The organism is Frankia sp. AiPa1 (assembly GCF_023243075.1).
Taxonomy (GTDB): domain Bacteria; phylum Actinomycetota; class Actinomycetes; order Frankiales; family Frankiaceae; genus Frankia.
Genome location: NZ_JALKFZ020000187.1, coordinates 25,239 through 47,358 on the forward strand (window position 1 = coordinate 25,239; position 22,120 = coordinate 47,358).

General features: G+C 71.1%; 14 protein-coding genes. 2 read left to right on the forward strand and 12 right to left on the reverse strand.

What is annotated here, in order from left to right:
- Positions 1–39 precede the first annotated feature (39 nt).
- The 7 genes from MXD95_RS25810 to MXD95_RS25840 form a co-directional block, all read right to left on the reverse strand.
- Complete coding sequence (locus MXD95_RS25810; protein WP_250643333.1) at positions 40–6,225, reverse strand: HEAT repeat domain-containing protein; 6,186 nt, start codon at positions 6,223–6,225, stop codon at positions 40–42.
- Positions 6,226–6,471: 246 nt separating this feature from the next.
- Positions 6,472–6,912 carry an SsgA family sporulation/cell division regulator gene (locus MXD95_RS25815; RefSeq protein WP_250643334.1) on the reverse strand — a complete coding sequence of 147 codons (441 nt, stop codon included), beginning with the start codon at positions 6,910–6,912 and terminating at the stop codon, positions 6,472–6,474.
- Between the two features lie 649 nt (positions 6,913–7,561).
- Positions 7,562–8,485 carry a phosphatase PAP2 family protein gene (locus tag MXD95_RS25820; protein WP_250643335.1) on the reverse strand — a complete coding sequence of 308 codons (924 nt, stop codon included), beginning with the start codon at positions 8,483–8,485 and terminating at the stop codon, positions 7,562–7,564.
- Between the two features lie 266 nt (positions 8,486–8,751).
- Positions 8,752–9,855 carry an ABC transporter substrate-binding protein gene (locus tag MXD95_RS25825; RefSeq protein ID WP_250643336.1) on the reverse strand — a complete coding sequence of 368 codons (1,104 nt, stop codon included), beginning with the start codon at positions 9,853–9,855 and terminating at the stop codon, positions 8,752–8,754.
- A 527-nt stretch (positions 9,856–10,382) separates the two neighbouring features.
- Complete coding sequence (locus tag MXD95_RS25830; protein ID WP_250643337.1) at positions 10,383–10,733, reverse strand: hypothetical protein; 351 nt, start codon at positions 10,731–10,733, stop codon at positions 10,383–10,385.
- Between the two features lie 571 nt (positions 10,734–11,304).
- The gene (gene mftD, locus MXD95_RS25835) at positions 11,305–12,483 is read right to left on the reverse strand and encodes a pre-mycofactocin synthase MftD (RefSeq protein WP_250643338.1); all 1,179 of its coding nucleotides are present in this window, start codon (positions 12,481–12,483) and stop codon (positions 11,305–11,307) included.
- Between the two features lie 848 nt (positions 12,484–13,331).
- Positions 13,332–14,576, reverse strand: a complete 1,245-nt coding sequence (locus tag MXD95_RS25840; RefSeq protein ID WP_250643339.1) for an amidohydrolase family protein — start codon at positions 14,574–14,576, stop codon at positions 13,332–13,334.
- A 349-nt stretch (positions 14,577–14,925) separates the two neighbouring features.
- On the opposite strand from MXD95_RS25840, the gene MXD95_RS28735 reads away from it, so the two are divergent.
- Positions 14,926–15,651, forward strand: coding sequence for a TetR/AcrR family transcriptional regulator (locus tag MXD95_RS28735; protein ID WP_308301585.1), 726 nt, complete (start codon positions 14,926–14,928; stop codon positions 15,649–15,651).
- Positions 15,652–15,944: 293 nt separating this feature from the next.
- Here MXD95_RS28735 and mftC read toward each other — a convergent pair whose 3' ends face one another.
- The 3 genes from mftC to mftA are packed head-to-tail and all read right to left on the reverse strand — an operon-like array spanning position 15,945 to position 17,790.
- Positions 15,945–17,219, reverse strand: coding sequence for a mycofactocin radical SAM maturase (mftC, locus tag MXD95_RS25855; protein ID WP_250643340.1), 1,275 nt, complete (start codon positions 17,217–17,219; stop codon positions 15,945–15,947).
- Entirely contained in the window at positions 17,216–17,611 is a 396-nt protein-coding gene (mftB, locus tag MXD95_RS25860; RefSeq protein WP_518456206.1) for a mycofactocin biosynthesis chaperone MftB, read from the reverse strand. The genes mftC and mftB overlap by 4 nt, the downstream gene beginning before the upstream one ends.
- 59 nt (positions 17,612–17,670) lie before the next feature.
- Complete coding sequence (gene mftA / locus MXD95_RS25865) at positions 17,671–17,790, reverse strand: mycofactocin precursor MftA (RefSeq protein ID WP_250643341.1); 120 nt, start codon at positions 17,788–17,790, stop codon at positions 17,671–17,673.
- A gap of 380 nt (positions 17,791–18,170) precedes the next feature.
- Between mftA and MXD95_RS25870 the strand changes: the two genes are divergently transcribed.
- Complete coding sequence (locus tag MXD95_RS25870; protein ID WP_250643342.1) at positions 18,171–19,397, forward strand: ABC transporter substrate-binding protein; 1,227 nt, start codon at positions 18,171–18,173, stop codon at positions 19,395–19,397.
- A gap of 70 nt (positions 19,398–19,467) precedes the next feature.
- Here MXD95_RS25870 and uppS read toward each other — a convergent pair whose 3' ends face one another.
- Positions 19,468–20,244, reverse strand: a complete 777-nt coding sequence (gene uppS / locus MXD95_RS25875) for a polyprenyl diphosphate synthase (protein ID WP_374122148.1) — start codon at positions 20,242–20,244, stop codon at positions 19,468–19,470.
- 277 nt (positions 20,245–20,521) lie between these two features.
- Positions 20,522–21,679 carry a glycerophosphodiester phosphodiesterase gene (locus MXD95_RS25880; protein WP_250643368.1) on the reverse strand — a complete coding sequence of 386 codons (1,158 nt, stop codon included), beginning with the start codon at positions 21,677–21,679 and terminating at the stop codon, positions 20,522–20,524.
- Between the last annotated feature and the right edge of the window lie 441 nt (positions 21,680–22,120).

Sequence of the window (22,120 nt, forward strand, 5' to 3'; positions counted from 1 at the left end):
GCGGGCGGGCTTCGCCCCCGCCGGCACGGCCTGGCCGCGTCACCGCCGACCGACCGCCGCTGCCGCCGCTTCGAGTTCGGCGAGTTCCTGCTGGTGATGGCTGAGCCCATACGTCAACCAGAACGCGGCGTCGTTACGCTCAGTAAGAGCCCAGGCCATCGCGTCCTGAGTGGCCTCGGTGTCCTCGAGGTCGACGATGAGACGTAGCCAGGGCAGGGTCTCGGGGTCGTCACGCCAGGTGCGCGCGAGCACCCAGGCCATCGCCTCGCGGACCTCAGGAGAGACATCGTTGCAGGCGAGTCGCCGCACGACGGCGACCGAGTCCGGCTCGGACGGCCAGTGGCGCGCGATGGCCTCGCCGGCGGCTCGGCGCACCTCGGACCAGCCCGCGCCGGTGGCCAGCTCATGCAGCCATGGCAGGACCTCCGGTTCCGCCGCCCAGTACCGTGCCACGGCCGCGACGGCCTCTTCTCGGCTGGTTCCATAAGGATCGGATCTGACCCGCTCCCGCAGCCACCGCATCATGTCGATATCACCGCTCTGCAGCCGCGCGACCAGCCGAATGGCCTCGCGGCGACACTGCCAATCGGCGTCGAGGACGGCTCGTTCCCGTAACCAGGCGCACGCCGCCCCAGGATCTCCCCGCAGAGCGGCGATCATGGCACGGCGAGCGGCTCGGCGGGTCTCCCCCGCGACATCGGTCTCCGCTCGACGACGGGCGACGTCCACCAGGCCCGGATCAGTGCAGAAGTGTCGCGCGAGCGCATCCAGCGCGGCCCGCCGCACGTGCCACATGGTGTCCTGTTCCGCGTGGCGCAGCAGCACGGCCATCGTGGACGGCCTGTCCGGCGCAGTGCAATGCGCAAGCAGCCGTAGGGCGAAGCTGCGCACCTCTTCAGCCGCCGTACTACTCGCAACACCGCGCAGGAAATCCGCAGTTTGTGGGTCCGCGGGCGCTACCGTGACCAGCAGGCGTAGCGCGGTGCGCCACACCAGGCCGACCACGTTGTCCTCGGTGGCTCGCTTCTGCAGCCACGGCCGGAGCTCATCCCAGCTGCCGGGGTCGGCCGCCAGCGCGCGCAGCGCTGCCCGACGTACCTCCCCGCGGTGCGCCACGACAGCCTGGTCGGTGATCCAGGACCGAACCGCCGGGTCGTCCCGGCCGTGCCAGCCGACCGCCCGCACCGCCGCGGCCCGAACCCGGGCGTCGCGGTCGGCGGTGGCGCGGTCCCGCAGCCACACCAGGACGTCGGTATCCGCCGTGCGGGCGGCGGCGATCCCGTTGACCAGGGCGCACCGCACGGACCAGTCATCCTCGGTGCGCATGAGCTCGCTGAGCCGGCGAGGTGTCTCCGGCTCGTCGCGGCGCGCAGCCGCCACCGCGCGCACGATCCGCCGCCGCTCCTGCCAGCTCTGGCTCGGCAGGTGCGCACGAAGCTGCGGCCACGGCGCGGAGACGGGATCATCCAGCCGGGAGCCGGGGTGGCCCGCTGTGGCCGCCCTTACCACACGTTCGCGTCTGCTCGACCATCCCTGCGTGGCGGCGACGAGGTCGTCCGGCGCATCGCCCCTGATGTTGTCCAGAGCACGGAACGCCGCACGCCGGACCTTCCAGCGCGGGTCGGACTGGACGATGCCGAGCAGGTGACGCAGTCGTGCCGGGCTGCCATCCGCGAGTTGGGCAAGAGCCTGGGCAGCCTGGGCGGCCACATCGCTGGACCGGTCGTCCACGCGGTGCACCAACCAGGCCCGCAGCCTCGCCGGCGGCGGCCGAAGGCGGGAGTACGCAGCAACCGCCTCGGCTCGCACGTTCGCCGCGTCGTCGTTCTCGGCGATCTCCCGCAGCAGCCGTCCAACGCCGCCCGAGCCCGCAGGACCATCGAGATAACTGACTGCCTGCAGCCGGACACGGCGTGCGGGGTCCCGCACCGCGGCCTGGCGCACCACACGCCGGCACATCGGATCCGCCGACCACCCCTGGACGAGAGCGAAAAGAGCCATCTGACGATTGCCGGAATTGCGAGCCGCCACGGCCCGCTCAGCCAGCAGCGCAGCCGTCCCGGCGCGATCCGGATGATGAAGGGCGAGGGACTCGATGGCCCACCTGCGCGGATTGCCGTATCGGTGACCGGTGGCGATGTCGCGCAGCAGCGGCGCCACGACAGGATGCAGTGGCCATACCCGGCACAGCGCGGCGATGGCAGGCGACTGGATGTTCCAGTCGGCGTCCCGGGCGTTGTCCAACAGCCAGGGCACCGTCCGAGGATCGTCGGGCCAGCCCTCCACGATCAGGACGGTCGCCCTCGCCTTGACGTCCCAGTGCGGGTCGGCGACAACCCGCTGCCGCAGCAACGGCAGCGTGGGCGGGTCATCCCGGGCGCCCCGGGCCAGCGCCGTCAACGCGGCGAGCCGCACATCTTCATCGGGGTCGTTGACCGCGCGTTCGCGAAGCCAGGAGCGGACATCGTCCGCTTGGCCCCACCGCTGGGCGGCGGCGCGCAGCGCGGTCAGCCGGACGTCCTCGTCCGCGTCGACGCTCCCGCGCCGCATCAGCCAGGCGCGGCCGTCGGCCGGCTCGGACTCCCGTAGCTGGGCCAGATGGACGACCGCGTTCTCCCGGACAGACCAGACCTCGTCCGTCTCCGCCCGCTGCCGAAGCCAGGGTGCGACGCGGGGATCGTCGGCCCAGGCACTCGCGATGGCGGCAAGGGCCGATTGCCGGGGATATCGGTCCGGATCGCGTTCGGACCGGTCCATCAGCCAGGCGACCGTGGCGTCCGGGTCCTTCCATACCCGGCCGATACTCTTGATGACTTCGCCTCGAACCCCGGAGTCCGGATCCACGGTGGCCCGCTCCGCCAGCCATGGCACGGCGGCGGCCCCGTCCCGGTCCGAGTCGGCCAGGCCCCGCAGGATGGTGCGGCGGACCTCCATGTCGGGGTCCCGCTCCGCAGCCGCCCGCAGCACGTCCACCAACCGTGGAGGACGCTCGGCCCGCGGAAGGAGGGTGAGCAGCGCGCGCGCCGCCGCCAGACGCCCGGAGGCGATGGCTTCGCGTTCGAGCCGTTCCACCAGCCACCCGTGGGTCGCCGGCTCGTCGGCCCAGCCGGATGCCACGGCCTCGATCACCGCCTGCCGGACGGAGCCCAGGTCGTCGCGCTCGACGCGCCCGCAGACCCAGGCCCGCATCCCGGGGCGGGAGCGCCACTGCCGAGCCGCCACCCGGATCGCCTCCGCCCGCACCGTGGGATGCAGATCGGACTCGGCACGGTCACGCACCACCGCCAGCAGGTCCTCGTCCGCGGCCGGGTCCGGCACCCGCACCGCGCGGAGGGCCGCATGGCGGATCTCCCAGCGGCCGGCGGTGTGCAACCGCGCCCGCAGCCAGGCGGCGGTCTCGGGGCTGCCCGCCGCCCGCGCCGCGAGCTCGTCGGCAGCCGCCCGGCGAAGATCTGCCGCCGGGTCCTGATCGGCCAGACCACGAAGCCTTGCTTCGAGGTCCGGTGGCTCGGGCCGGGTTTCGATCAGTTTCTTCAGCGCCCTCACCCGGACAAAAGTGGAAATCTCCTGTTCCAGCCGCGCCTGGAGCCACTCCCACAGCTCGGCCCCGGGCGCCGAGCGATCCGCGACGGCTTCCACCGCCCGCCAGCGAACTACGGCCACCGGGTCGCGCTCGGCGCACCCGCGCAACACCGTCAACGACACGTCCGACGACGAGGCAGGCTCCGCGGCGTACTGCCCGAGCGCGGCCACGGCCGCGTCCCGCAACGTCCAGTCCCACAGGTAGACCGCCCGCGCCCGCAACAGGGTCGCCACCTCATCGCGATCCGGAAACAGGCAGGCCAGCAGGCGGCTGGCGAAGCGGCAGGCCGGGGTGCGAATAATCAGGGCACCGATCGCCTGGAACCAGGCGAACGCCTCCTCCCGCCCGGGCCAGTCCGCGCCCACCTGGGCGACCGCGGGCAGCAGCTCGTCGTCGAGGAAGGCGTCGACGGTCTGCTCGCCGTCGCCGGAACGCTCGATCAGATCGATGACCTGACCCAGCAGGAGCCGCGCCGCACCCGCGCCCACGTGGCGGTTGCGCATCTCCGCCAGGCATCGCACGGCGAGCAGGACATTGCGGGGAGGCCGGTCATTGAACCTCGGCAGCCAGGGCAGGTTCGCGTCCCGCAGCAGGTACTCGATCACGCCGGCGACGAACCGCTCGTGCAGCATGCCGGCGATCAGCAGGAGGACCTCACGCCACGAGTCCTCCTCCCAGCGTCGTCCGAAAACGTCGCGGCGCAGGTCCTCGGCGGACATTTCCTGGGTGCGCTCGAAACGCCGCCGGATGTGCTCGGCGCAGAAGAACTCCAGGAATGCACGGTGCACGAACCCGTACACCTCGGCGCCGTAGCGGCTGAGAATGAAGTTGCGTTCCCGGAACTGGTTTATCATCTCCTCCGCGATGACCTTCGAGCTCGCCGGGTCACGCTGGTACCGCTCCTGGAGATAGGCCTCGATCTCACCGACCAGATCATCGTGGTGGATGACGTTGCCGATCAGCCCGTGCCGGCCGCTCTGCATCCGGTTCGCGATGCGCCGCAGCAGCTCGCGTTTGTCCTCCTTGCCGATGAAGTTCGCCTCGACCCGGCGGTCCCGCAGGTAGCGGTTCACGTCCCAGTGCTCGACGAGCACCGAGGCCGCGTGGTCGTACACCTCCCACCGTTCACGGGGCAGTTCCTGATGTTTGCCGATGATGGCGAGGATGGTGAGCAGCAGCGGATTCGAGGCCAGTTCCTCGATGGGCCGGGAACCGGCGATGGCCGCCGTCAGCCGGCTGCGCCGCTCGTTGGCCCGCCCGTCGTCCTCGCCGAGCGCGACCGAGTACCACCTGGTGAGAAACTCGCTGGTCTGGGCCCGGTCGAGGTCCTGAATGGTGTAGTGCGCGAACCCCGCATCCGTGAGAATAGACCGCCGATAGCCGATGATCCGGGAGGTGACGATGATGCGGACGTGGGGGAACTCCACGGCGAAACCGGCGATCCGCCGCGCTACCGCGTCCCGCTGCGCTGGTTCGAAGATCTCGTCGAGGCCGTCGAAGACCACCTGCGCGTCCGCGCCGGCACGCAGGTAGGGCACAAGATGCTTCGCCGGCACGCCGAGACCATCGGTGCGGGCAAGATGGTCGATGTACTCGACGAACGTGTCGAAACGGCCCTGGGTCTGCGCGAGCGCCCGCAGTTCGATGAACAGCGGAAGCGTGGTGGGGGCCGTGGGGGTCTGCTCGTCGGTCATCCGCAGGACCGAGTACCGGGCCAGGGAGGACTTGCCCGCGCCGGGGTCACCGAGCAGCACCAGCAGCCGATCCCCGCCGGAGAGCAGCTCCAGCACCGGCCGACGTGGATGGGCGCTGTAGCTTTTCCGGGCGGCGGCCAGGGTCGCCTCGTCCAGGCCCGCCGGCAGCTCGCTGCGCTGGATCTCTCCGCCGGCCTCCAGCCGGCGCCAGATCTCCTTCGGCAGCTCCACGGGCGGGGGGTTCTCCCGCACGTCCTGCGGTACGAAGACGCTCCGCAGCGCGATGGGCACGTGTTCGTCCCGCTGCGCGGGGGTCAGCGCCTCCAGGTCAAGGCGTCGGTACTGCTGGTCGAGCCGGGTGAAATACGCCTGCAGAACCGACGCGGGAATCCGCGGGTCGGCTCCGTCCACACTCGCGGTGCCCGTCGCCTGACCGTTCTCGCCCTGAACCTTGCGTCGTTCGACAAGCGCCTGGTACAGCGACGTCTCAAGATGGTCGGCGCTGTTGACAAAGCACAGCGTCAAGCCGGCCGCCGGCCTGCCGAGCCGGCGGCGAAAAGCAACCTGCGACGCACCCCGCTCCGGATCCGTGCACGCCTTGGGGGGCAGCCTGAGATCGCTTGATTCCTCGTGCAGGCAGAAGACCAACCGCGGTAGGCCGAGCTCGGTGGCCACGTTGAACTCAAGTTCGGTATAAGAGATAGGATCCAGTTCCGGGACCAGCGAGCCGTAGCGGAAGCCGACCACGGCGACGTAGACGTCCGACGAGCCAAGGCGTTCCCGGCAGTACTGCGCGGGTGGCTCATCGCGGGCGGTGAAGTCGCTCATGTCGACAGGGACCTCGCCCGCGCGGGTAACCGCCGCCTTCGCCGCTGCCACGAACGGCCGGGCGGCCGGATACTCGGCGAGCTCCGACGTATGGCTCAGGAAAACCCGCCACACCCCCATACGATCAACGGTAGCACTTCACCACAGTCACCGTGAGGGGCACGAAGAGCCCGGACGAACCCGCTCCCCCGCCCGAGTTCGCGGCCGCTTTTGACAGCTTTCCCGGGACCCGCCGCGCCACAAGGGTTAGGCTCCGCGGTTTGCCGCCGGCACCGCGCGCCGCGTCAACCGATACCAGACGCCTGCACCGGCCTCGGGCGTTTCGGCCGCGGTTCGCTCCGGCTACCCGTCAACAAACGCCGAATGCTACCGGCTGTCGTCGCGCAGGCGGGCGAGTTCGGCGTTCCAGTCGACCTGGTCGCCCTCGGCGCCCGGGGGGACGGCGGCGTAGGCGTCACGCAGGAACGCGGCGACGGGGGCGTACGGCAACTGCACGTCGGCCCGGCCCGACGCGGAGGTCAGCGACAGGGCGAGCAGCCGGCTGTCGCCGTGGAAGTCCGGACGGACCTCCACCGCGCCGACCCCGGCCGGTCGCCGGATGCCGTCGATCAGTAGCTGGCGGGCGAACGTCCAGGTCACCGTACGCACGTCGGTGGTGCGCAGCCGCAGGCCGACGGCATACGGGTCGGCCTTGTCAAAGCACAGCGCCGCGGTGAACGGCACCCGGGTTCCGTCCGGCTGGACGTAGTACGCCGTCATCGACCGCTCGAAGGAGCCGCCGCCCGCCGGACCGCCCTGCAACGACATCCCATCCCCCCGTTCCTCACTGTCCGCTACGGACGCGCTGTCCCACCACGGGCGCGGCAAGACTGGCGGCCCGCCGTTCAAGGTGCCGCAGCCCATCGTCACACACCTGCGCTGTCGGCCATACCCGTCGTGGCTTGTCCTGCTTGTCAAGCGCCTCCCCGTCCGGCCGCTCGCCGATCACCAGGTGGAAGCCCGCGCCCAGGTCGCGCCGCGTGGATCTCCGGCTCGCGGCCGCGTTCATAACCGTGCGCGAATGAGGTCCGCGAGAAGGGTCCGTTCCGAGGGGACCGGTCGCATGCCGTCGCTCCCAGGGCGTACAGGTCTGTGTGAATGGGCCAGGAGACATCCTCCCGGGTGTGACGCCGCTCTGTCATGTCCTCGCTGCGCTCTGCGGCGAGATGGCGCGCCTACGGCACCAAGACGGCACCTAACCAGCACCGGAATGCGCCGCCGGGCCGGTAGTGGCGCCGTCACGTAGCCCGCTCTGTGCCGTCGGGAGGTCGCCGGGATGGCACTGGCGCGGCGCTGGGAATGGCACACCGCCCAGGCGCACGGTGATGCATGACGGTCCTGCCTGGTTGATCGCGCCGGGGTTCGGGCCGTGAGGTGCCGGACGGTCCGGCATGACGGCTGAGGAGCCGGCCCGGCGTCACGCGCGCGGCCGGTCTACCTGATCGGCAAAGACGTGATCGCCCGTGGCTGACGGGACCACTGATCCTATGGGCCGTCGTGGCGGCTCGGTTTCCCGCGCGGATGGTCGGCGGCGGGCGAGGACGCGGGCACGCAGGCGACGCAGGGCCACGCTCAGGGCATGGCCCACGACGATGGCGAGCACGAGCAGGGCGACGGCGAGGATGCCGTCGGCCCACCAGTGGTTGGCGGTGACGACGACGACGAGGGTCGTGACGACCGGGTGGACGAGGATCAGCCAGCGCCAGCGACTCGGGCTCACCCGGATCACCTCGTAGGCGATCAGGCAGGCCCAGCCCACATGCACCGAGGGCAGGGCCGAAAGCTGCGCGGCGACGCCGGCGCCGAACTCTCCGTACACGGACTGTCCAAGCCGCACCGCCTCGTCGACGAAGCCGACCGAGGTGAGCATCCGCGGCGGCGCGGTCGGCAGAAACATGTGGAACAGCAGGGACGAGCCGGTGAACAGCACAATCGTGGTACGCACCGAGGGATAGGACGTGCGGTGGCGCAGGAACAGCCAGACCAGGAACACGTTCATTGCCGGGAAGTGCACCCAGCTGTAGAACACGTTCGCGGCCCGCAGCCAGGACTCGTGGCGGAGCATGAACCGCTCCATCGCCAGCTCGCTGGGCAGATGCAGCGTGCGTTCGGTCCGCCAGATCCAGTCGGCGCGTTCCATCGCCCCGTTGACCCGGGTCACGCCGAGGATCCGGGCGATCTGCCAGAGGGTGAACAGGCCGAGAATCGTCCCGGCCTCCTGGCTCGCGGCGGCGAGGAAACCGAGCGCCCGGCGGGGCCACCAGCGGCCCACCACCCGGGCGAGCACCGCCAGCACCAGCAGCACGCCGGCCGCGACCCCCGCCTGCTGCCATAGTGGCATCGCCTGCGCCGCCCTCCGCCCCGCCCCGACACACACTCCCCCGCTGCCGGTCGCGGCGGAGTCGGGCCAGTGCGTCGGCGTCGGCGCGGCGGCCGTCCGAGGACCTCCGAACTGTCACGTTACGTCCCGCCGCCACCGGGCGCAGACAGGGCCCCGGACGGTGCTCGACGAGTCGTCGTACGACAGCCCGGCACCGGTCGCGAGACGCCGGCGCCGTCCACCACGCTCCGATGGGTGACGCACCGTGTGGTCGGGCCGGGGCCCGCTCAGACGCCGGGGGTGAGCTCGCGACCGCAGAGGTTCGTCTCGTCGGGGTCGAACGCGGTGCCGGCGGCGTTGACCCGCAGCAGCCCGAAGCAGGCACCCGGGTGGGCCTGGGCGAGCGCGACATTGGTCGGCCCGAGCAGGCCGTCCGCGTCGTAGCCGGTCAGCCCACGCATCGCGGCGAGGAAGGCGCCGCGGGTCGGGCAGGGACCGGCGGCCCGCAGGCCACGCAGGAACAGGTCGGCGTCGATGTAGGAGACCAGGGGGCTCTCCTGATCGGGATCAGCGAGCTGCGGGGCGTAACGGTGCATCGCGTCCAGGTAGCGGACCGTCGGCGGCCCGCCGACCTCGAACGGCCGGTACGACACCGGGACGAGCATGCCGGCGAGCGACGGATCGCCCGGGCGCAACAGGCCACGATCGTAGGCGCCGATGGCCAGCACGACATCCGGTTCACCGCCGGCCGCCTCGATCGCGGCGAGCAGCGCCGGCATCGCCGGCGCGGCGAGCATGGTGACCACGGCGTCGGCGCCGGAGTCGACGATCCGGCGAGCGAGCTCGGTGACGCTGTCCGCACCGGCGAGGTAGGGACTGTTGCCGACCACCCGCACCCCGGCCGCCTGTAGGCTCTGCGCGACCCGGTCCGCCGTCCCGGACACGGGCGCCGATATCCCGGCCCGCACGAGATACGCCGCCCCACCACCGCGCGCCGCCACGGCCCGGCCATAGGTGTCGACCGCCGTGCCGGCCGCGTTCATCACGGCGAACATGTTCCGGTTGGTCGTCCAGACCTGCTCGGTGGCGAGGCCGACCACCGGGACCCCCTGCTCGGCGAGATAGGCGGCACCGCCCGACGCGACCGGGGTGAACTCCAACATTCCGAAAACACCCTGCTGGTCGACCAGGTCGTGCGCGCCGATGAGATTTCCCTGCGCCGTCCCGGCGTCATCCCGCCAGGAGTAGACGATTTTACGGCCGTTGATTCCCCCGGCGGCGTTGACGGCGCCGATACGCGCGTCGACGCCGGCCCGCGCCGCCTGGAACCCTGCTGCCAGCACGCCCGAGTCCGGCATCAGCAGGCCCAGCCGAATCTCGTTCCTCGTCACTCCCGGGGTGCTGCTCGTATCCACGCACGACGATGCGATACCCGGTGTCCGGGAACAGGTCGATATCCCGACAAGCAGCAGGGAGAGCATCGTCGGCAGCCCCATCCAGGCCGCGAGGCGCCCTGCCTCCCGCCGATGCCTCCTCGTCCGCCGTTCCACCGCACGCAGCCGCCTCGCCGCCCGTCGCCGCGCCGTCCCCGGACGCAGCTTCGCCGATTCCGGGCCTGGCCCCGCGGCCCCCAGCGTCGCCGTCGCTCGCTCCGTCCTGGGGCCCGGCGCCGCGGCCCCCGACCGCAGCCTCTCCGTCCTCGGGCCCGGCCTCACCGCACCCGGTTGCGGCCTGTCCGTCCTCGCGGGACCCGGCCGTGCGGTGCCCGGCCTCGCCGGATCCTGGCGCAGCCTTCCCCGCACCGGACGCCGCCTCGCCGGCTTCAGGCGGCGCCTGGCCGGTCCCGCGCCAAGTCTCACCGAACCCGCCCGCCGCGAGCCCTCCGGCCTGGGACTCGCTGGCCATCGGCTCGCGGGAATCATTCGGCGTGCACATTCGCGCCGGACAGGCCGCCGCCGGGACGCCGGAAACACCGGCCGGTGTAGTGCACGGAGCGCCGGGCCGTGCGGCGGGCAGCCAGCCGGCGATCGGCCGCCGACGACGCGGCTGCCGAAGCCGGTACAGCAGGCACCGCCGCGGGGATGGACAGGCCGGGCTGGACGGGCAGGCGGAGCTGGACAGGCAGATCGGCCTGGATCGGCACGGTGCGCTGGGCCGGCACGGTGCGCTGAATCGGCACGGTGGGCTGGATCGGCACGGTGCGCTGGGCCGGCACGACAGGCTGGGCAGACGCGCCGGGCTGGGCCGACCCGGCACGCTGGGCAGGCACCGCGGGAATCGTCGACGGGAGATGCGTGGCGGAAATGACAACGCGGCCGCCGAACGCATTCCTGCCGGCTGTCAACGGAACGCGCGAACCGGTACCCGCCCCAGAATGGGACTCGTCCGGACGCTCGGGAACGGGGACCACGGGGACCACAATGCGAGGGCGACACGGCATGCCACTATGGTGCACATACCGTCAGATAGGTACAACCGTGCAACCGGCTTTCGCCCCGGGTGCAACAAGGCGTTGCACGCGCCTTTCACCTCGCCCGGTTGACACGGGTTTCCCGATAGTATCCCGAATGTATCGCACGGGTTTCCGTCCGCATACATCCGACCGAATGCCATCATGGTTTCGAACCCGTACGGCCAATCTGCCCAAACGGGTCGCGGCCGGCCTCATGGCACGGTAGCGTCCGTACTGCCTCATCGCTTCATCGGGCGGCAGCCCAACCCGGGCTCCCCCCGGGGCGCCACGCGACCCGGACTCGCCGTCGGCGCGGCGGTCCGGGTGCGGAACGTTCGAGCGTGTCGCCGGTAAACACGGACGCCGGCCGCGTCCCTTCCGGATGCGCTCAGACCTTGTGGTCGATGGCGAAGCCGGCGGGGATGAGCAGGTCCTCAGGCGACAGTTCGTGCACCGAGGAGTGCCCGAGCCCGAGCAGCGTCTCGCTGACTCCCTGGCGGAGAATCTCCAGCACGTTGGTCACGCCGCGCTGGCCGCCGGCGGCCATTCCCCACAGGTAGGCCCGGCCGACCATGACCGCGCGAGCCCCGAGCGCAAGCGCCTTGACGACATCACTGCCGCGGCGGATCCCGCCGTCGAGCACGACCTCGATCTGGTCACCCACCGCGTCCACCACTCCGGGCAGGCAGCGGATCGAGGCGGGCGTCGAATCGACGTTGTTGCCGCCGTGGTTCGACACGGAGATCGCGCTCGCGCCGATGTCGACCGCCCGGCGGGCGTCATCCGGCCGGGTGACGCCCTTGATCATGAACGGGCCATCCCACTGCTCACGCAGCCAGGCGAGGTCCGCCCAGGTGGGCGGCGGGGTCCCCATCCACTGACCGTAGGCCCCGAAGAACGTCGGCGGGGTGGCCTCGCGCGGGCCCAGGTTCGGCACGCCGAGGTCGGGCAGCGAGCGGCTGCGCAGCCAGGTGGCAAGGTAGCCGGGCTTGATCACGACCTGCGGCGCGTAGCGGGCCATCGCCCTGAGGTCGAGCTTCTCGGGAATGTACGGGCTGCCCCAGTCCCGGCGGGAGTCGAACACCCAGTCCAGGGTGATGATCAGGCCCTTGGCACCGGCGGCACGGGCCCGCTCGGCGCGGGCGAGGATCTCCTCGCGCGAGCCGAGCCAGTAGGACTGGAACAGCAGCTTGTCGATCTCCGTACCGACCTGCTCCACCGGCTTGGACGCGAACGCCGACAGGCCCATCGCCGTGCCCGCGCCGGCCGCCGCACGGGCCACCGCGACCTCGCCGTCGGGATGCACCGCCTGCACACCGGTCGGCGAGATGATCACCGGGAAGCTGATGTCCTGACCCATCACGGTGGTGCTCAGGTCACGGGTCGCCGGCAGGTCGGCGATGTGCGGGCGAACCTTCAGCTCGGCGAACGCGGCGGTGTTGTCGTCCAGCGTCACCCCGGCCTCGGAACCGGCGACGAGCGCCAGGTAGACGCCCTTGGGCAGTCGCCTCTTGGCCCGCCGCTGCGCCTCGGCGACCGTTTCGAACCAATCCTTCGTGCTGGCCATCGCACTCCCGCCTCGTTCCGACCGACCCGCCGCGCGCACGCGCCCCGCATACGGACGTTCCGCGCCCGCCACGCCACGCGCCACGCGCCACGCGCCACGCGCCAGAGCGTCTGCTGCCGGGCGACCTGCTGCCCGGGTGAGGGCGCGCCTCACACCTCCACGGCGGCGTCATCCAATTTGACACCGAGTGCCACTATAGCGGCGGGCCCCGTTCGACGCATCACCAGGCAAAGCCACCAGACCGTCCCCGACCCCACAGCCCCTTTGCCGGGTCACGGATGGGGCCGCGCCAGCGCCACAATGGGCACTTCGCCCCGTTTTGCGCCCACAGAAGACTCAGCCCGGCCTCCTTCCACCGTCCCGCCATCCCGCCGGCCCGCCATCCCGCTCGCCCATCTGGCCATCTGGCCAGACAGAGAACTCCCGCAGCCAGAGGTCACCCTCGGCGACGGCACCTGGTGCGGTCAAGATCCAAACAGGTCGCGGTGGGGGCATTCGTGTCCGATTTGCCCCCCACAACGACCTACTTAGGCGGATCTTGCCCGGCGGAAAACCGCACGGCGTGACGATCATGGGAATTGGGTGGGGGTGTCCGGTCGAAAGTGCCGACCGGGACGGTCCCGCGATCGGTGGTCCTGCTATGGGGGCTATAGAGAGGCTTGGCCCGATTCACGACCGCGACAGCGCTGCGGCTGCCCCGCCGTCCCGCGACCGGACCACAGACGAGGACGGGGTGAGCCCGGTGGGACCCACCCCGTCCTCGTGACGTGCGGTCGAACTCGGCCGCGAAGGGCCGAGCCAGTCAGGGCCGAGACCAGTCAGGCCGAAACCCGGTCAGGCCGAGACGGTCAGACGGTGGCGGGGACGGGGAGGGCCTTCTCCTTCGGGTCGATGCCCATGATCCGGGCGAGGTTGCCGCCCATGACCTTGCCCTGGTCCTCGAAGGAGAGGGACTCGATCTCGTCGATGAAGGTCACCGGGTCGAACAGGCCCTCGGGGTGCGGGTAGTCCGAGCCGAACACCACGTTGTCCGCGCCGAGCACGTCGACCAGGCCGGTGACGTCCTCCTCGTGGAAGGGGTGGACGAGAATGTTGCGCTTCCAGGCGACCATCGGGTCCTCGTCGAAGATGCTCGGGTCCCGGGAATAGAGCTTCGTCAGCTGGCCGACCAGCGGACGGACCCAGGAGCTGCCGTTCTCGACCGGCATGATGCGGATGCCCGGGAACCGGGTGGCCAGGCCGTGCCCGATGATCGAGGCGACGCAGTCCTTGATGGACCGGTACTCCCCGGACACGATGTGATGGAACGCCGAGCGCTTCGACTGGAACGGCAGGAACTCGCTGCTCGAGCCCTCCCAGTCGTTGAGGTAACGCTGGTAGCCGTCGTCGGAGGCGTGCATGCCGACGACGACTCCGGCCTCCTCCACCCGCTTCCAGAACGGGTCGAACTCCGGCAGCGCGAACGAGCGGCGCGACCCGTTCAGGGTCGGCACCGGCGCCGGGCGGATCAGGATGGCGCGGGCGCCGCGCTCGATGACGTAGTCGAGTTCGCGCAGCGCCGCGTCGAGAATCGGCAGGGTGATGACCGGGGTGGGAAAGATCCGGTCCTCGAAGTTGTAGGTCCAGTGCTCGTGCATCCACTGGTTGAGCGCGTGGATGACGACGACGGTCGACTCCGCGTCGTCGGCCAGGCGCTCCTCGAGCAGGCTCGCGAGGGTCGGCCACATCATCGCGCGGTCGATGCTGAGCTCGTTCATCAGCGCGAGCCGGTCAGCCGGGTTGAAGAACGCCGGGATGGACGGGATGTACCTCGGCGGCGGGGCGGCCTCGATGTCGCCCGGCTTCGTCTTCGACGACGGGTTCTTCAGCCGGAACTCGATCTCCTGGGCGCCGGGCGGCGCCACGACGTTGAACGTCGGGTTCGGAATGTAATCGCTGATGACGTTCCGCAGGGCAATCTTGGTGCGCTTACCCACCTGGACGTACTTCACCAGCCCGGCGTGGCTCTCCGGCAGGTACTTGGTGAAGGCATCGGTCGTCTCGTACATGTGATTGTCCGCGTCGAAGACGGGAAAATCGAGGACTCGGGACATCTTCTCTCCTGGTGCGTGATTCCTGTCGGGCAATTTCGGGTACGCGCTTACTCGCGCATGCTTCTGGCCCATGGTTCGTGCCGCGCGGCCTTCGCCACGCGGCTTCCGGGGCGATTCCGGGGATCACGAGAGCCGGACGCGGTGGACGGAGGCGGCGCCCCGGGCGCTCGTCGGTGCGCGGGCGACGCCGGGCAGGGGCCGGCCGGGTTGGTCACGGTGCGTGAGCCAGGCGCCGCGGCCACGGCCGGCCAGGCAGACTGAGGAACACCGGGGTCAGCCCGGGCACGGACGCCGACTCCGGGTGGGTACCTGGTACCGGCGCCGGGCGGCGCGCGAAGGAGACCGAGACGTGGGACGGCCGAAGCTGCCGCTCGTGGATCGCCGGGAGGCGATCAGCAAGGCACTCGACATCATCGACCGGGACGGTCTTGACGCACTCAGCCTCCGCCGGCTCGGTACCGAACTCGGCGTCAGCGGTGCCGCCCTCTACCATCATTTCACCGACAAGAACGAGATCCTGCGCGGCGTCGTCGGGGTCGTGCTCGCGAAAGCCGTGATGCCCCCGGACGCCGACGGCACCTGGGACGAGATCATCATCGCGTCGACGACGCGTTTCCGCCGCGTGCTCCTGTCCCATCCCAACGCGGCGCCGCTGCTCGTTCCCGGCAGCCTGCCGACCCGTGCCGTGAGCGACACGGCCCGCGAGTTCGTGGCCGCGAAGATGCTGGCGGACGGGGTGCCCGAGGAGTTCTGGTTCCCGATCATCGACAGCGCCGAGATGCTCGCTCTCGGCTCCGCGATGACGAACCCGCGGCTCCTGCCGCCGAACACCCAGCCGGACCCGGCCGATCCCGACCCCGACAGTCCCGCCCGCAGCCCCACCGGCTCCGGCCTCGGCCCCACGCGGATCAACTCCGCCGACACCGACACCGACACCGATCGTGCCAGTGAGCTGGAACGGATCATCGCGGCTGCCGACGTCGCCGCCAACCGCGTCTTCGAGCTCGAGCTCACGGCGCTGATGCGGGGCTGGAAGGCGCTCATCCACGAGGCACCCGCCGCCAACGGCGGGTGACGACGAGCACCCGACGCCCAGCCCGTGGCGACCGTCCATCGCCGCCTCCTTCCGCCTGCCCACTCCCCTCTTCGGACCATACCTCCCGGCCTGAACATTGTTAAGTTTTATTCTCGATCATGCTCCGCCGACCTTCCGCTCCGGCGACGACGACGGTGTCGGGCCCGCGCCTACCCGGCCAGGCTGTGGCGGGAAGCCGTCCCAATGCCCCAAGCCGCCCCGCGCCGCCCTGCGGACGGGGCGGCGGGGGGCGGCGGGGGGCGGCGGGGGGCGGCGGGGCGGGGCTTGAGCCCTCAGGCGCGGACGGCGACGGCGACGGTCGGCGTCGGGTCGAACCCGGCGAGGGGGTCCTCCTGGCAGGCGCTGACCGGGGGAAGCGCGGGCGACAGCGTGCTCGGGGCCCGCCCGATCGTCACCGGCACCGGCCCGCCGTGCGTGCGCCGCGCCGCCGGGCCGGTCGGGGCCGGCCGGGAATGGTCGGCCGACGGGCGCGGCGGGGCGACCTCGCCGCGGGCCAGCAGCGCGTCCACCCCGTGGCCCTGGACGCACTCGGGGTCCGGGCCGTCCAGTGGCAGGCCGGTGAAGAACTTCGCCGCCATGCACCCGCCGCGGCAGGAGTCGTAGTGCCCGCAGGACGCGCACGCCCCGCCGGTCTGCGGCTCGCGCATCGCCGCGAACAGGTCGGACTCGCGCCACACGCGGGTGAAGCCGCCGGTGTCGCGCACGTTGCCGGCGAGGAACTCGTCGTGGATCGCGAACGGGCAGGCGTAGACGTCCCCGACCGGGTCGATCAGGCAGACCACCCGGCCGGCGCCGCACAGGTTCAGTCCGGGCAGGGCCTGGCCGTAGGCGGACAGGTGGAAGAAGGAGTCGCCGGTCAGCACGTTCTCGCCGGCGGCGACGAGCCAGTCGTAGAGCTCGCGCTGCTGGGCGGCACTGGGGTGCAGCTCGTCCCAGGTGTCGGCGCCGCGCCCGGACGGGCGCAGCCGGGTCAGGCGCAGCTGGGCATCGTAGCGCTTCGCGATCGCCTGAAAGCCGTCGAGCTGGGAGACGTTGTGCCGGGTGACGACGACCGACAGCTTGAACCCACGGAAACCGGCCGCGGCCAGGTTCTCCATCGCGCGGATCGCGGTGTCGTACGACCCCTGTCCGCGCACGGAGTCGTTGACCTCGGCGGTCGCGCCGTCGAGGGAGATCTGCACGTCGACGTAGTCGCTGGCCGCCAGCCGGGCGGCGATCTCCGCGGTGATGCGCACCCCGTTGGTCGAGAACTTCACCCCGACGTGATGGGCGGTCGCGTAGTCGACCAGCTCCCAGAAGTCGGCGCGCACCGTCGGCTCACCACCGCCGATGTTGACGTAGAACACCTGCAGTCGTTCGAGCTCGTCGATGACGGCCTTGCACTCGTCGGTCGTGAGCTCACGCGGGTCACGCCGCCCGGAGCTCGACAGACAGTGCCGGCACGCCAGGTTGCAGGCGTAGGTCAGTTCCCAGGTCAGGCAGATCGGCGCGGCCAGCCCGCGGGCGAAGTGGTCGATCAGACGTGCCGGCGCGGCGGTGGTGGTCACTGCGGGCTCCCCTCAACGAGCATCTGGGACGCGGCGAGGGTCGCCAACGCCGGCTGGTAACGGCCGAGGTCCGCGGGGGCCAGCCCCGTCGCGGCCGCCGCGGCCCGCGCGGACTCGTGCTCGGGCAGCGCCTCGACCAGCGCCAACAGCCCCGGCTCCTTGAGGAACGACAGCCGCCGGGTGCCAAAGTGGTACAGCAGCGCACCGAACGATTCGGGCCGCACCGACACCCGCGGATGCAGCCGCCACGGACGGTCCAGATCAAACTCGCCGCCACCTGCCCGGCCGGGGGCCGCCGAGGACGACAAGTCCGCCGAGGACGACAAGTCCGCCGAGGACGCCGAGGCCGCGCCCGCCGCCGCACCAGCGCCGCCGGCCACGCTGCCGGGCACGGTCGGATGGGCGGACGCGGCCGGACCGGCGGATCCAGCCGAGGTGTCTGGATCGGCGCTCAGTAGACGCCGCACATGCCGTCGATGGAGACCTCTTCGACGAGGAGGTCCGCCACAACCGGCGCCTCCACGTCGGCCGCCTCGACCGGCTGGTCGATCTGAACCGCGGTCGGTTCCATGCATTCTCCCCTGGGCCGCTCGACGATCCTGGACCGCACGATGCTGGTCCGGGCGGGACCAGCATCGATCCCACTGGGGGAGCAGTGTAGTGGCACCGAGTGTCAAAGAAAAGTGTTTGCGCCAGGTCGACCGCGCCTAGGCACCCGACCGCCGAGACACCACAATGGCCGAGACAGCGAAGCGGCCCTCGGCGACCCCGTCCAGGCACCTGCCCGGCAGACGCCAGCGCCCGTCCCAGCGCCCGTCCCAGCGCCTGCCACCGCGCCTCGACCCGTCCCGCGGCTGGCTGGGCAGGCGATAGTACTGACCAGCCGAACGTGCCGAGAACGCCGTCACGACCGGCTCCCGACCGTGCCGAAGAGAGGACCGCCGAGTGTCCATGCGCGCGCTGACAGCGTTACCAACCGCATTATTAGTTCTGGCCGCCGTGGCGAGCTGCGATACCGCATCGCACCCGTCGGCCGCATCCTGTAGTACGCCGGGAGTCTCGGCAGACGAGGTCAAGGTCGGTTTCATCTACCCGGACACCGGAAATACCGCTGACGTCTTCAGGCCGGTGCGGGCGGGGCTCGACGCCAGGTTCGGAGCGATCAACGCGGCCGGCGGGGTGAACGGCCGAAAGCTCGGGTACGACTGGGCCGACGACGGGGGCCAGCCGGACACCAACCAGGTGGCCAGCCGGGACCTGATCGAGCAGAAGAAGGACTTCGCCATCGTCGAGGCGACGGCGAGCGCGGCCGGCGGAGCTCCTTATCTTGCCGCGAACAACATCCCGGTGGCCGGTGTCTCCGGGGAGTCCGTGTGGTCCACCTACCGGAACATGTTCACCTTTGTCAACTATGCGCAGGCAACTTCCAGCGCGACCGACGTGGTCACCACCTTCGGCCAGTACGCCCTGAGTCAGGGTGGCTCGCGTGCCCTGGTCATCTCCGACGCTGCCCGGACGGGTCAGTTGGACGGCCCCGCCCAGAAGCTGCGCGACAGCTTCGCGTCGGTCGGCATCCCCGTCTCCTCGGCGACGATGGACACGGCACCGACCCAGGGCCAACTGAACGAGATCATCCAGAAGATCAGCGCCGACAAGGTGAACATCCTTGCCAGCGTCGTGACGATCGATGCCCTCGCGCAGCTCCTCGTCCTGGTCCGGCAGAGGAACCTGCCCCTCAAGGTCATCCTCGCCGGAAGTCAGCTGCCCGGCGCCGAGCTGCTCGCGCAGTACGGGCCCGCGCTCGCCGGCCTGACCTCCTACATCAGCCCGCCGGTCAACCCCACGTCCCCCGGCTACCGCGCCTACAAGGACGCCATGAACCGATACTCTCCGGAACTGTTGGATTCCGGTCAGGCGCTTGCCCAGGTCGGCTACGTTCTCGGCGACATGGTCGTCCGCGGCCTGCAGGCCGCCGGCCCCTGCCCGACTCGGCAGGGTTTCATCAGCGGTCTGCGCGCCGTGCGGAACTACACCGTTGGCGGCCTCATCACGACCACTGATTTCGATCGGGATTTCGGCCGAATCCCGGTGTGCTATCCGCTTACGGCCGTGAACGCCGCCGGTAACGGCCTGACGACGATCGACCCGGACTTCTGCGGAAAACGCGTCTCGAAATAATCGGGCGCGGCCGGCCGGCCGGCACCGGCGATCGGTGGGCCACCGACCGGCAACCGGTGACCGGCATCCGCTAGGAGCCGTGGCGTCGTTCGCGGGCGGCGAAGCTGCGCAGGGCGCGCAGGAAGTCGATCTCGCGGAACGCCGGCCAGTACGCCTCGCAGAAGTACAGCTCGGAGTAGGCGCTCTGCCAGAGCAGGAAGTTGGACATCCGCTGCTCACCGGAGGTGCGGATGACGAGATCGGGATCGGGCTGGCCGGCGGTGTAGAGGTGCCGGGCGATGTCGTCCATCGTCAGCGCCGCGGCGACGTCGGCAAGCGAGTCCCCGGCCTCGGCTCGCTCGTGCAGGTGCTCGCGCAGCGCCACGATGACCTCCTGCCGCCCGCCGTAGCCGACGGCGAGGGTGACGTGGAAGCCGGTCGCGCAGGTCCGCGTGGTCTCGACCGCGTCCTTGAGCACCCTCGCGGTCGAGTCGGGCAGCACGTCGAGCATGCCGGCGAGGTGCACGCGCCACCGGGCGTCCGGGCGGGCGAGGCGGTCGGAGACCACCCGCTCGATCACGCTCATCAGGTAGGCGACCTCGGCGTCCCCGCGGTTCTGCAGATTCTCCGTCGAGCACACGAACACCGTCACGTGCCGGATACCGACCGCCTCGCACCAGGACAGCACGTCCTCGGCATGCTCGGCGCCGTAGCGATGACCGAGGCTGGGGTTGGCCATCCCCATCTCGCGGGCCCACCGCCGGTTGCCGTCCATGACCAGGCCGACATGGGCGGGCAGCGGGCCGGCCATCACCGCCCGGCGCAGCCGCCGGGTGTAGAACGCGTAGAGCGGGCCACCGACGGCCATGCGACCAAGGGCCACGCCACCGTGGGACATGCCGTCGAGGGGCATCGGGACACCTTCCGACGCGGATGCCCGCGGGCAGCCGCGGACATCGTGGGGGTCGTGGGCGGCACCGGCCTCGCGATCGCCGCCAGACCCCGTCCCAGCGGCGGCGCGGCCCCACGTGACCACGACATGACCCCGGCCAGGACATGACCGGGTTGGCCGACGATACCCCGCACCCCGCACCCCGCTCCCCCCAACCGCCCCCACCGCACCGGACCACATCCGTGGCGTGGCGTCAGACGGTGGCGGAGTGAGGGGTGGGCTGGGTGGCGACGATGGAGCCGCCGGTGGCGATCGCGCGGGCGAGCAGGCCGACGTCGGCCTGGTCGGTGAACAGGCCGTCGATGCCGGCCTTCAGATAGGTGACCTGCTCGTCGAGGGCCCGGCCGTAGTCGTTCGGCGCACTGCCGCGCTGGTAGTCCTTGGGCAGGAAGCTGTTCTCCGCGCGGAACGTGTACGGGTGCACCAGCAGGCCAGCGGCGTGCGCGTCGGTGACGAGCGAGGTGGGCTTACCCAGCGCGCCGTCGGAGCCCGTCGGGATGACCTGCAGCTTGTCCGGGCCGATGGCACTGGCGTAGGCGGCGATGGCGCGCAGACCAGCGGGGGTGACGAGATCGGCGTAGGTACGCTTGTCACCAGCGGTGACCAGGTCGAACGGCGCGCCGGCGGCCGAGAGCAGCTGCACCGAGCGGGTGCGCAGGCCGAGCGTGCGCAGCTGGGCCAGGTTCGTCGTCTCGAAGGACTGGACGAACACCGGGGCGTCCGCCCGGTTCAGGCCGTACCGGTTCAGCACGTCCAGCAGGCGCTGTTCGAGCGGCAGGTGGGACTTCTGGAAATAGGTGGGATGCTTGGTCTCCGGGTAGACGCCGATCTCCCGGCCGAGTTCCCGGGACAGCCGGGCCCGCAGCTCGAGCACCTCGGTGAAGGCGGGGATCTCGAACAGCCCGTCGTAGAGGGTGTTGCGCTGGCGGACGGCGGCCAGCCGCTCCTTGGCCCGCAGCTTCTTCAGCTCCGCCAGGGTGAAGTCCTCGGTGAACCAGCCGGTGGTCGACACTCCGTCGAGCAGCACCGTCTTCTTGCGTCCGGCGAACTCGGGGTGATCGGCGACGTTCGTCGTCCCGCCGATCTCCGGCTCGTGCCGGCAGACGAGCACGCCGTCCTTGGTGGGTACGAGGTCGGGTTCGACGAAGTCCGCGCCGAGGCGCGCCGCGAGCTCGTAGGACGCGAGCGTGTGCTCCGGCCGGTATCCGGAGGCGCCCCGGTGCCCGATCACCAACGTCCCCCCGCGGCGCCGCGATCCGCTGGCGCCGGCCGCGGTGGTGGCGGCCTGGGCCGGAGCGGCACCTGCCAGGGCCACCGCCAACGGGGCGGCGACGAACGGCGTGGCGACCATCCCCGCGAGGACACCACGCCGTCCGACTCCGCGGCGATCCGTGCCTCGCGCGATGACATCCTGCTCGTCGACGCCTCGGCCCTCGGTGACCTGGCCCTCGGTGACCTGGCCCTCGGTGACCTGGCCCTCGGTTGCCTGGCCGTCGGTTGCCTGGCCGTCCACAGTCCTGCCGGCGGAGCTCAGACCAGCCGTGTTGTGGCGATCCACTCGTCCTCCACGCGCGCCGGACGGCGACCGTCGCCGCGGGAGCGTCTGACCAGACAAGCGGGATCAGATGGCGCCACAGCGGACCGCGTCTTACCCGTCGGGCACAGACCGCGGACGTCTGGGTGAACAGATCCGCCGCGGTCCGCGCCCTTGAGGTCGCGGTCAGGGACACTGCATGCACACCACCTGGTTCGGCGTGGTGCGATCTTCCGTCACACACATCAGACCCGCGGC

Excerpts from the sequence above, each read along its gene's own strand:
- MXD95_RS25840 (WP_250643339.1), bottom strand. The coding sequence starts at position 14,576 with ATGTCCCGAGTCCTCGATTTTCCCGTCTTCGACGCGGACAATCACATG.
- MXD95_RS25815 (WP_250643334.1), bottom strand. The coding sequence starts at position 6,912 with ATGTCGTTGCAGGGCGGTCCGGCGGGCGGCGGCTCCTTCGAGCGGTCG.
- MXD95_RS25880 (WP_250643368.1), bottom strand. The coding sequence starts at position 21,679 with ATGGTCGCCACGCCGTTCGTCGCCGCCCCGTTGGCGGTGGCCCTGGCA.
- uppS (WP_374122148.1), bottom strand. The coding sequence starts at position 20,244 with ATGGCCGTCGGTGGCCCGCTCTACGCGTTCTACACCCGGCGGCTGCGC.
- mftD (WP_250643338.1), bottom strand. The coding sequence starts at position 12,483 with ATGGCCAGCACGAAGGATTGGTTCGAAACGGTCGCCGAGGCGCAGCGG.
- MXD95_RS25870 (WP_250643342.1), top strand. The coding sequence starts at position 18,171 with ATGCGCGCGCTGACAGCGTTACCAACCGCATTATTAGTTCTGGCCGCC.
- MXD95_RS25820 (WP_250643335.1), bottom strand. The coding sequence starts at position 8,485 with ATGCCACTATGGCAGCAGGCGGGGGTCGCGGCCGGCGTGCTGCTGGTG.
- mftA (WP_250643341.1), bottom strand. The coding sequence starts at position 17,790 with ATGGAACCGACCGCGGTTCAGATCGACCAGCCGGTCGAGGCGGCCGAC.
- MXD95_RS25810 (WP_250643333.1), bottom strand. The coding sequence starts at position 6,225 with ATGGGGGTGTGGCGGGTTTTCCTGAGCCATACGTCGGAGCTCGCCGAG.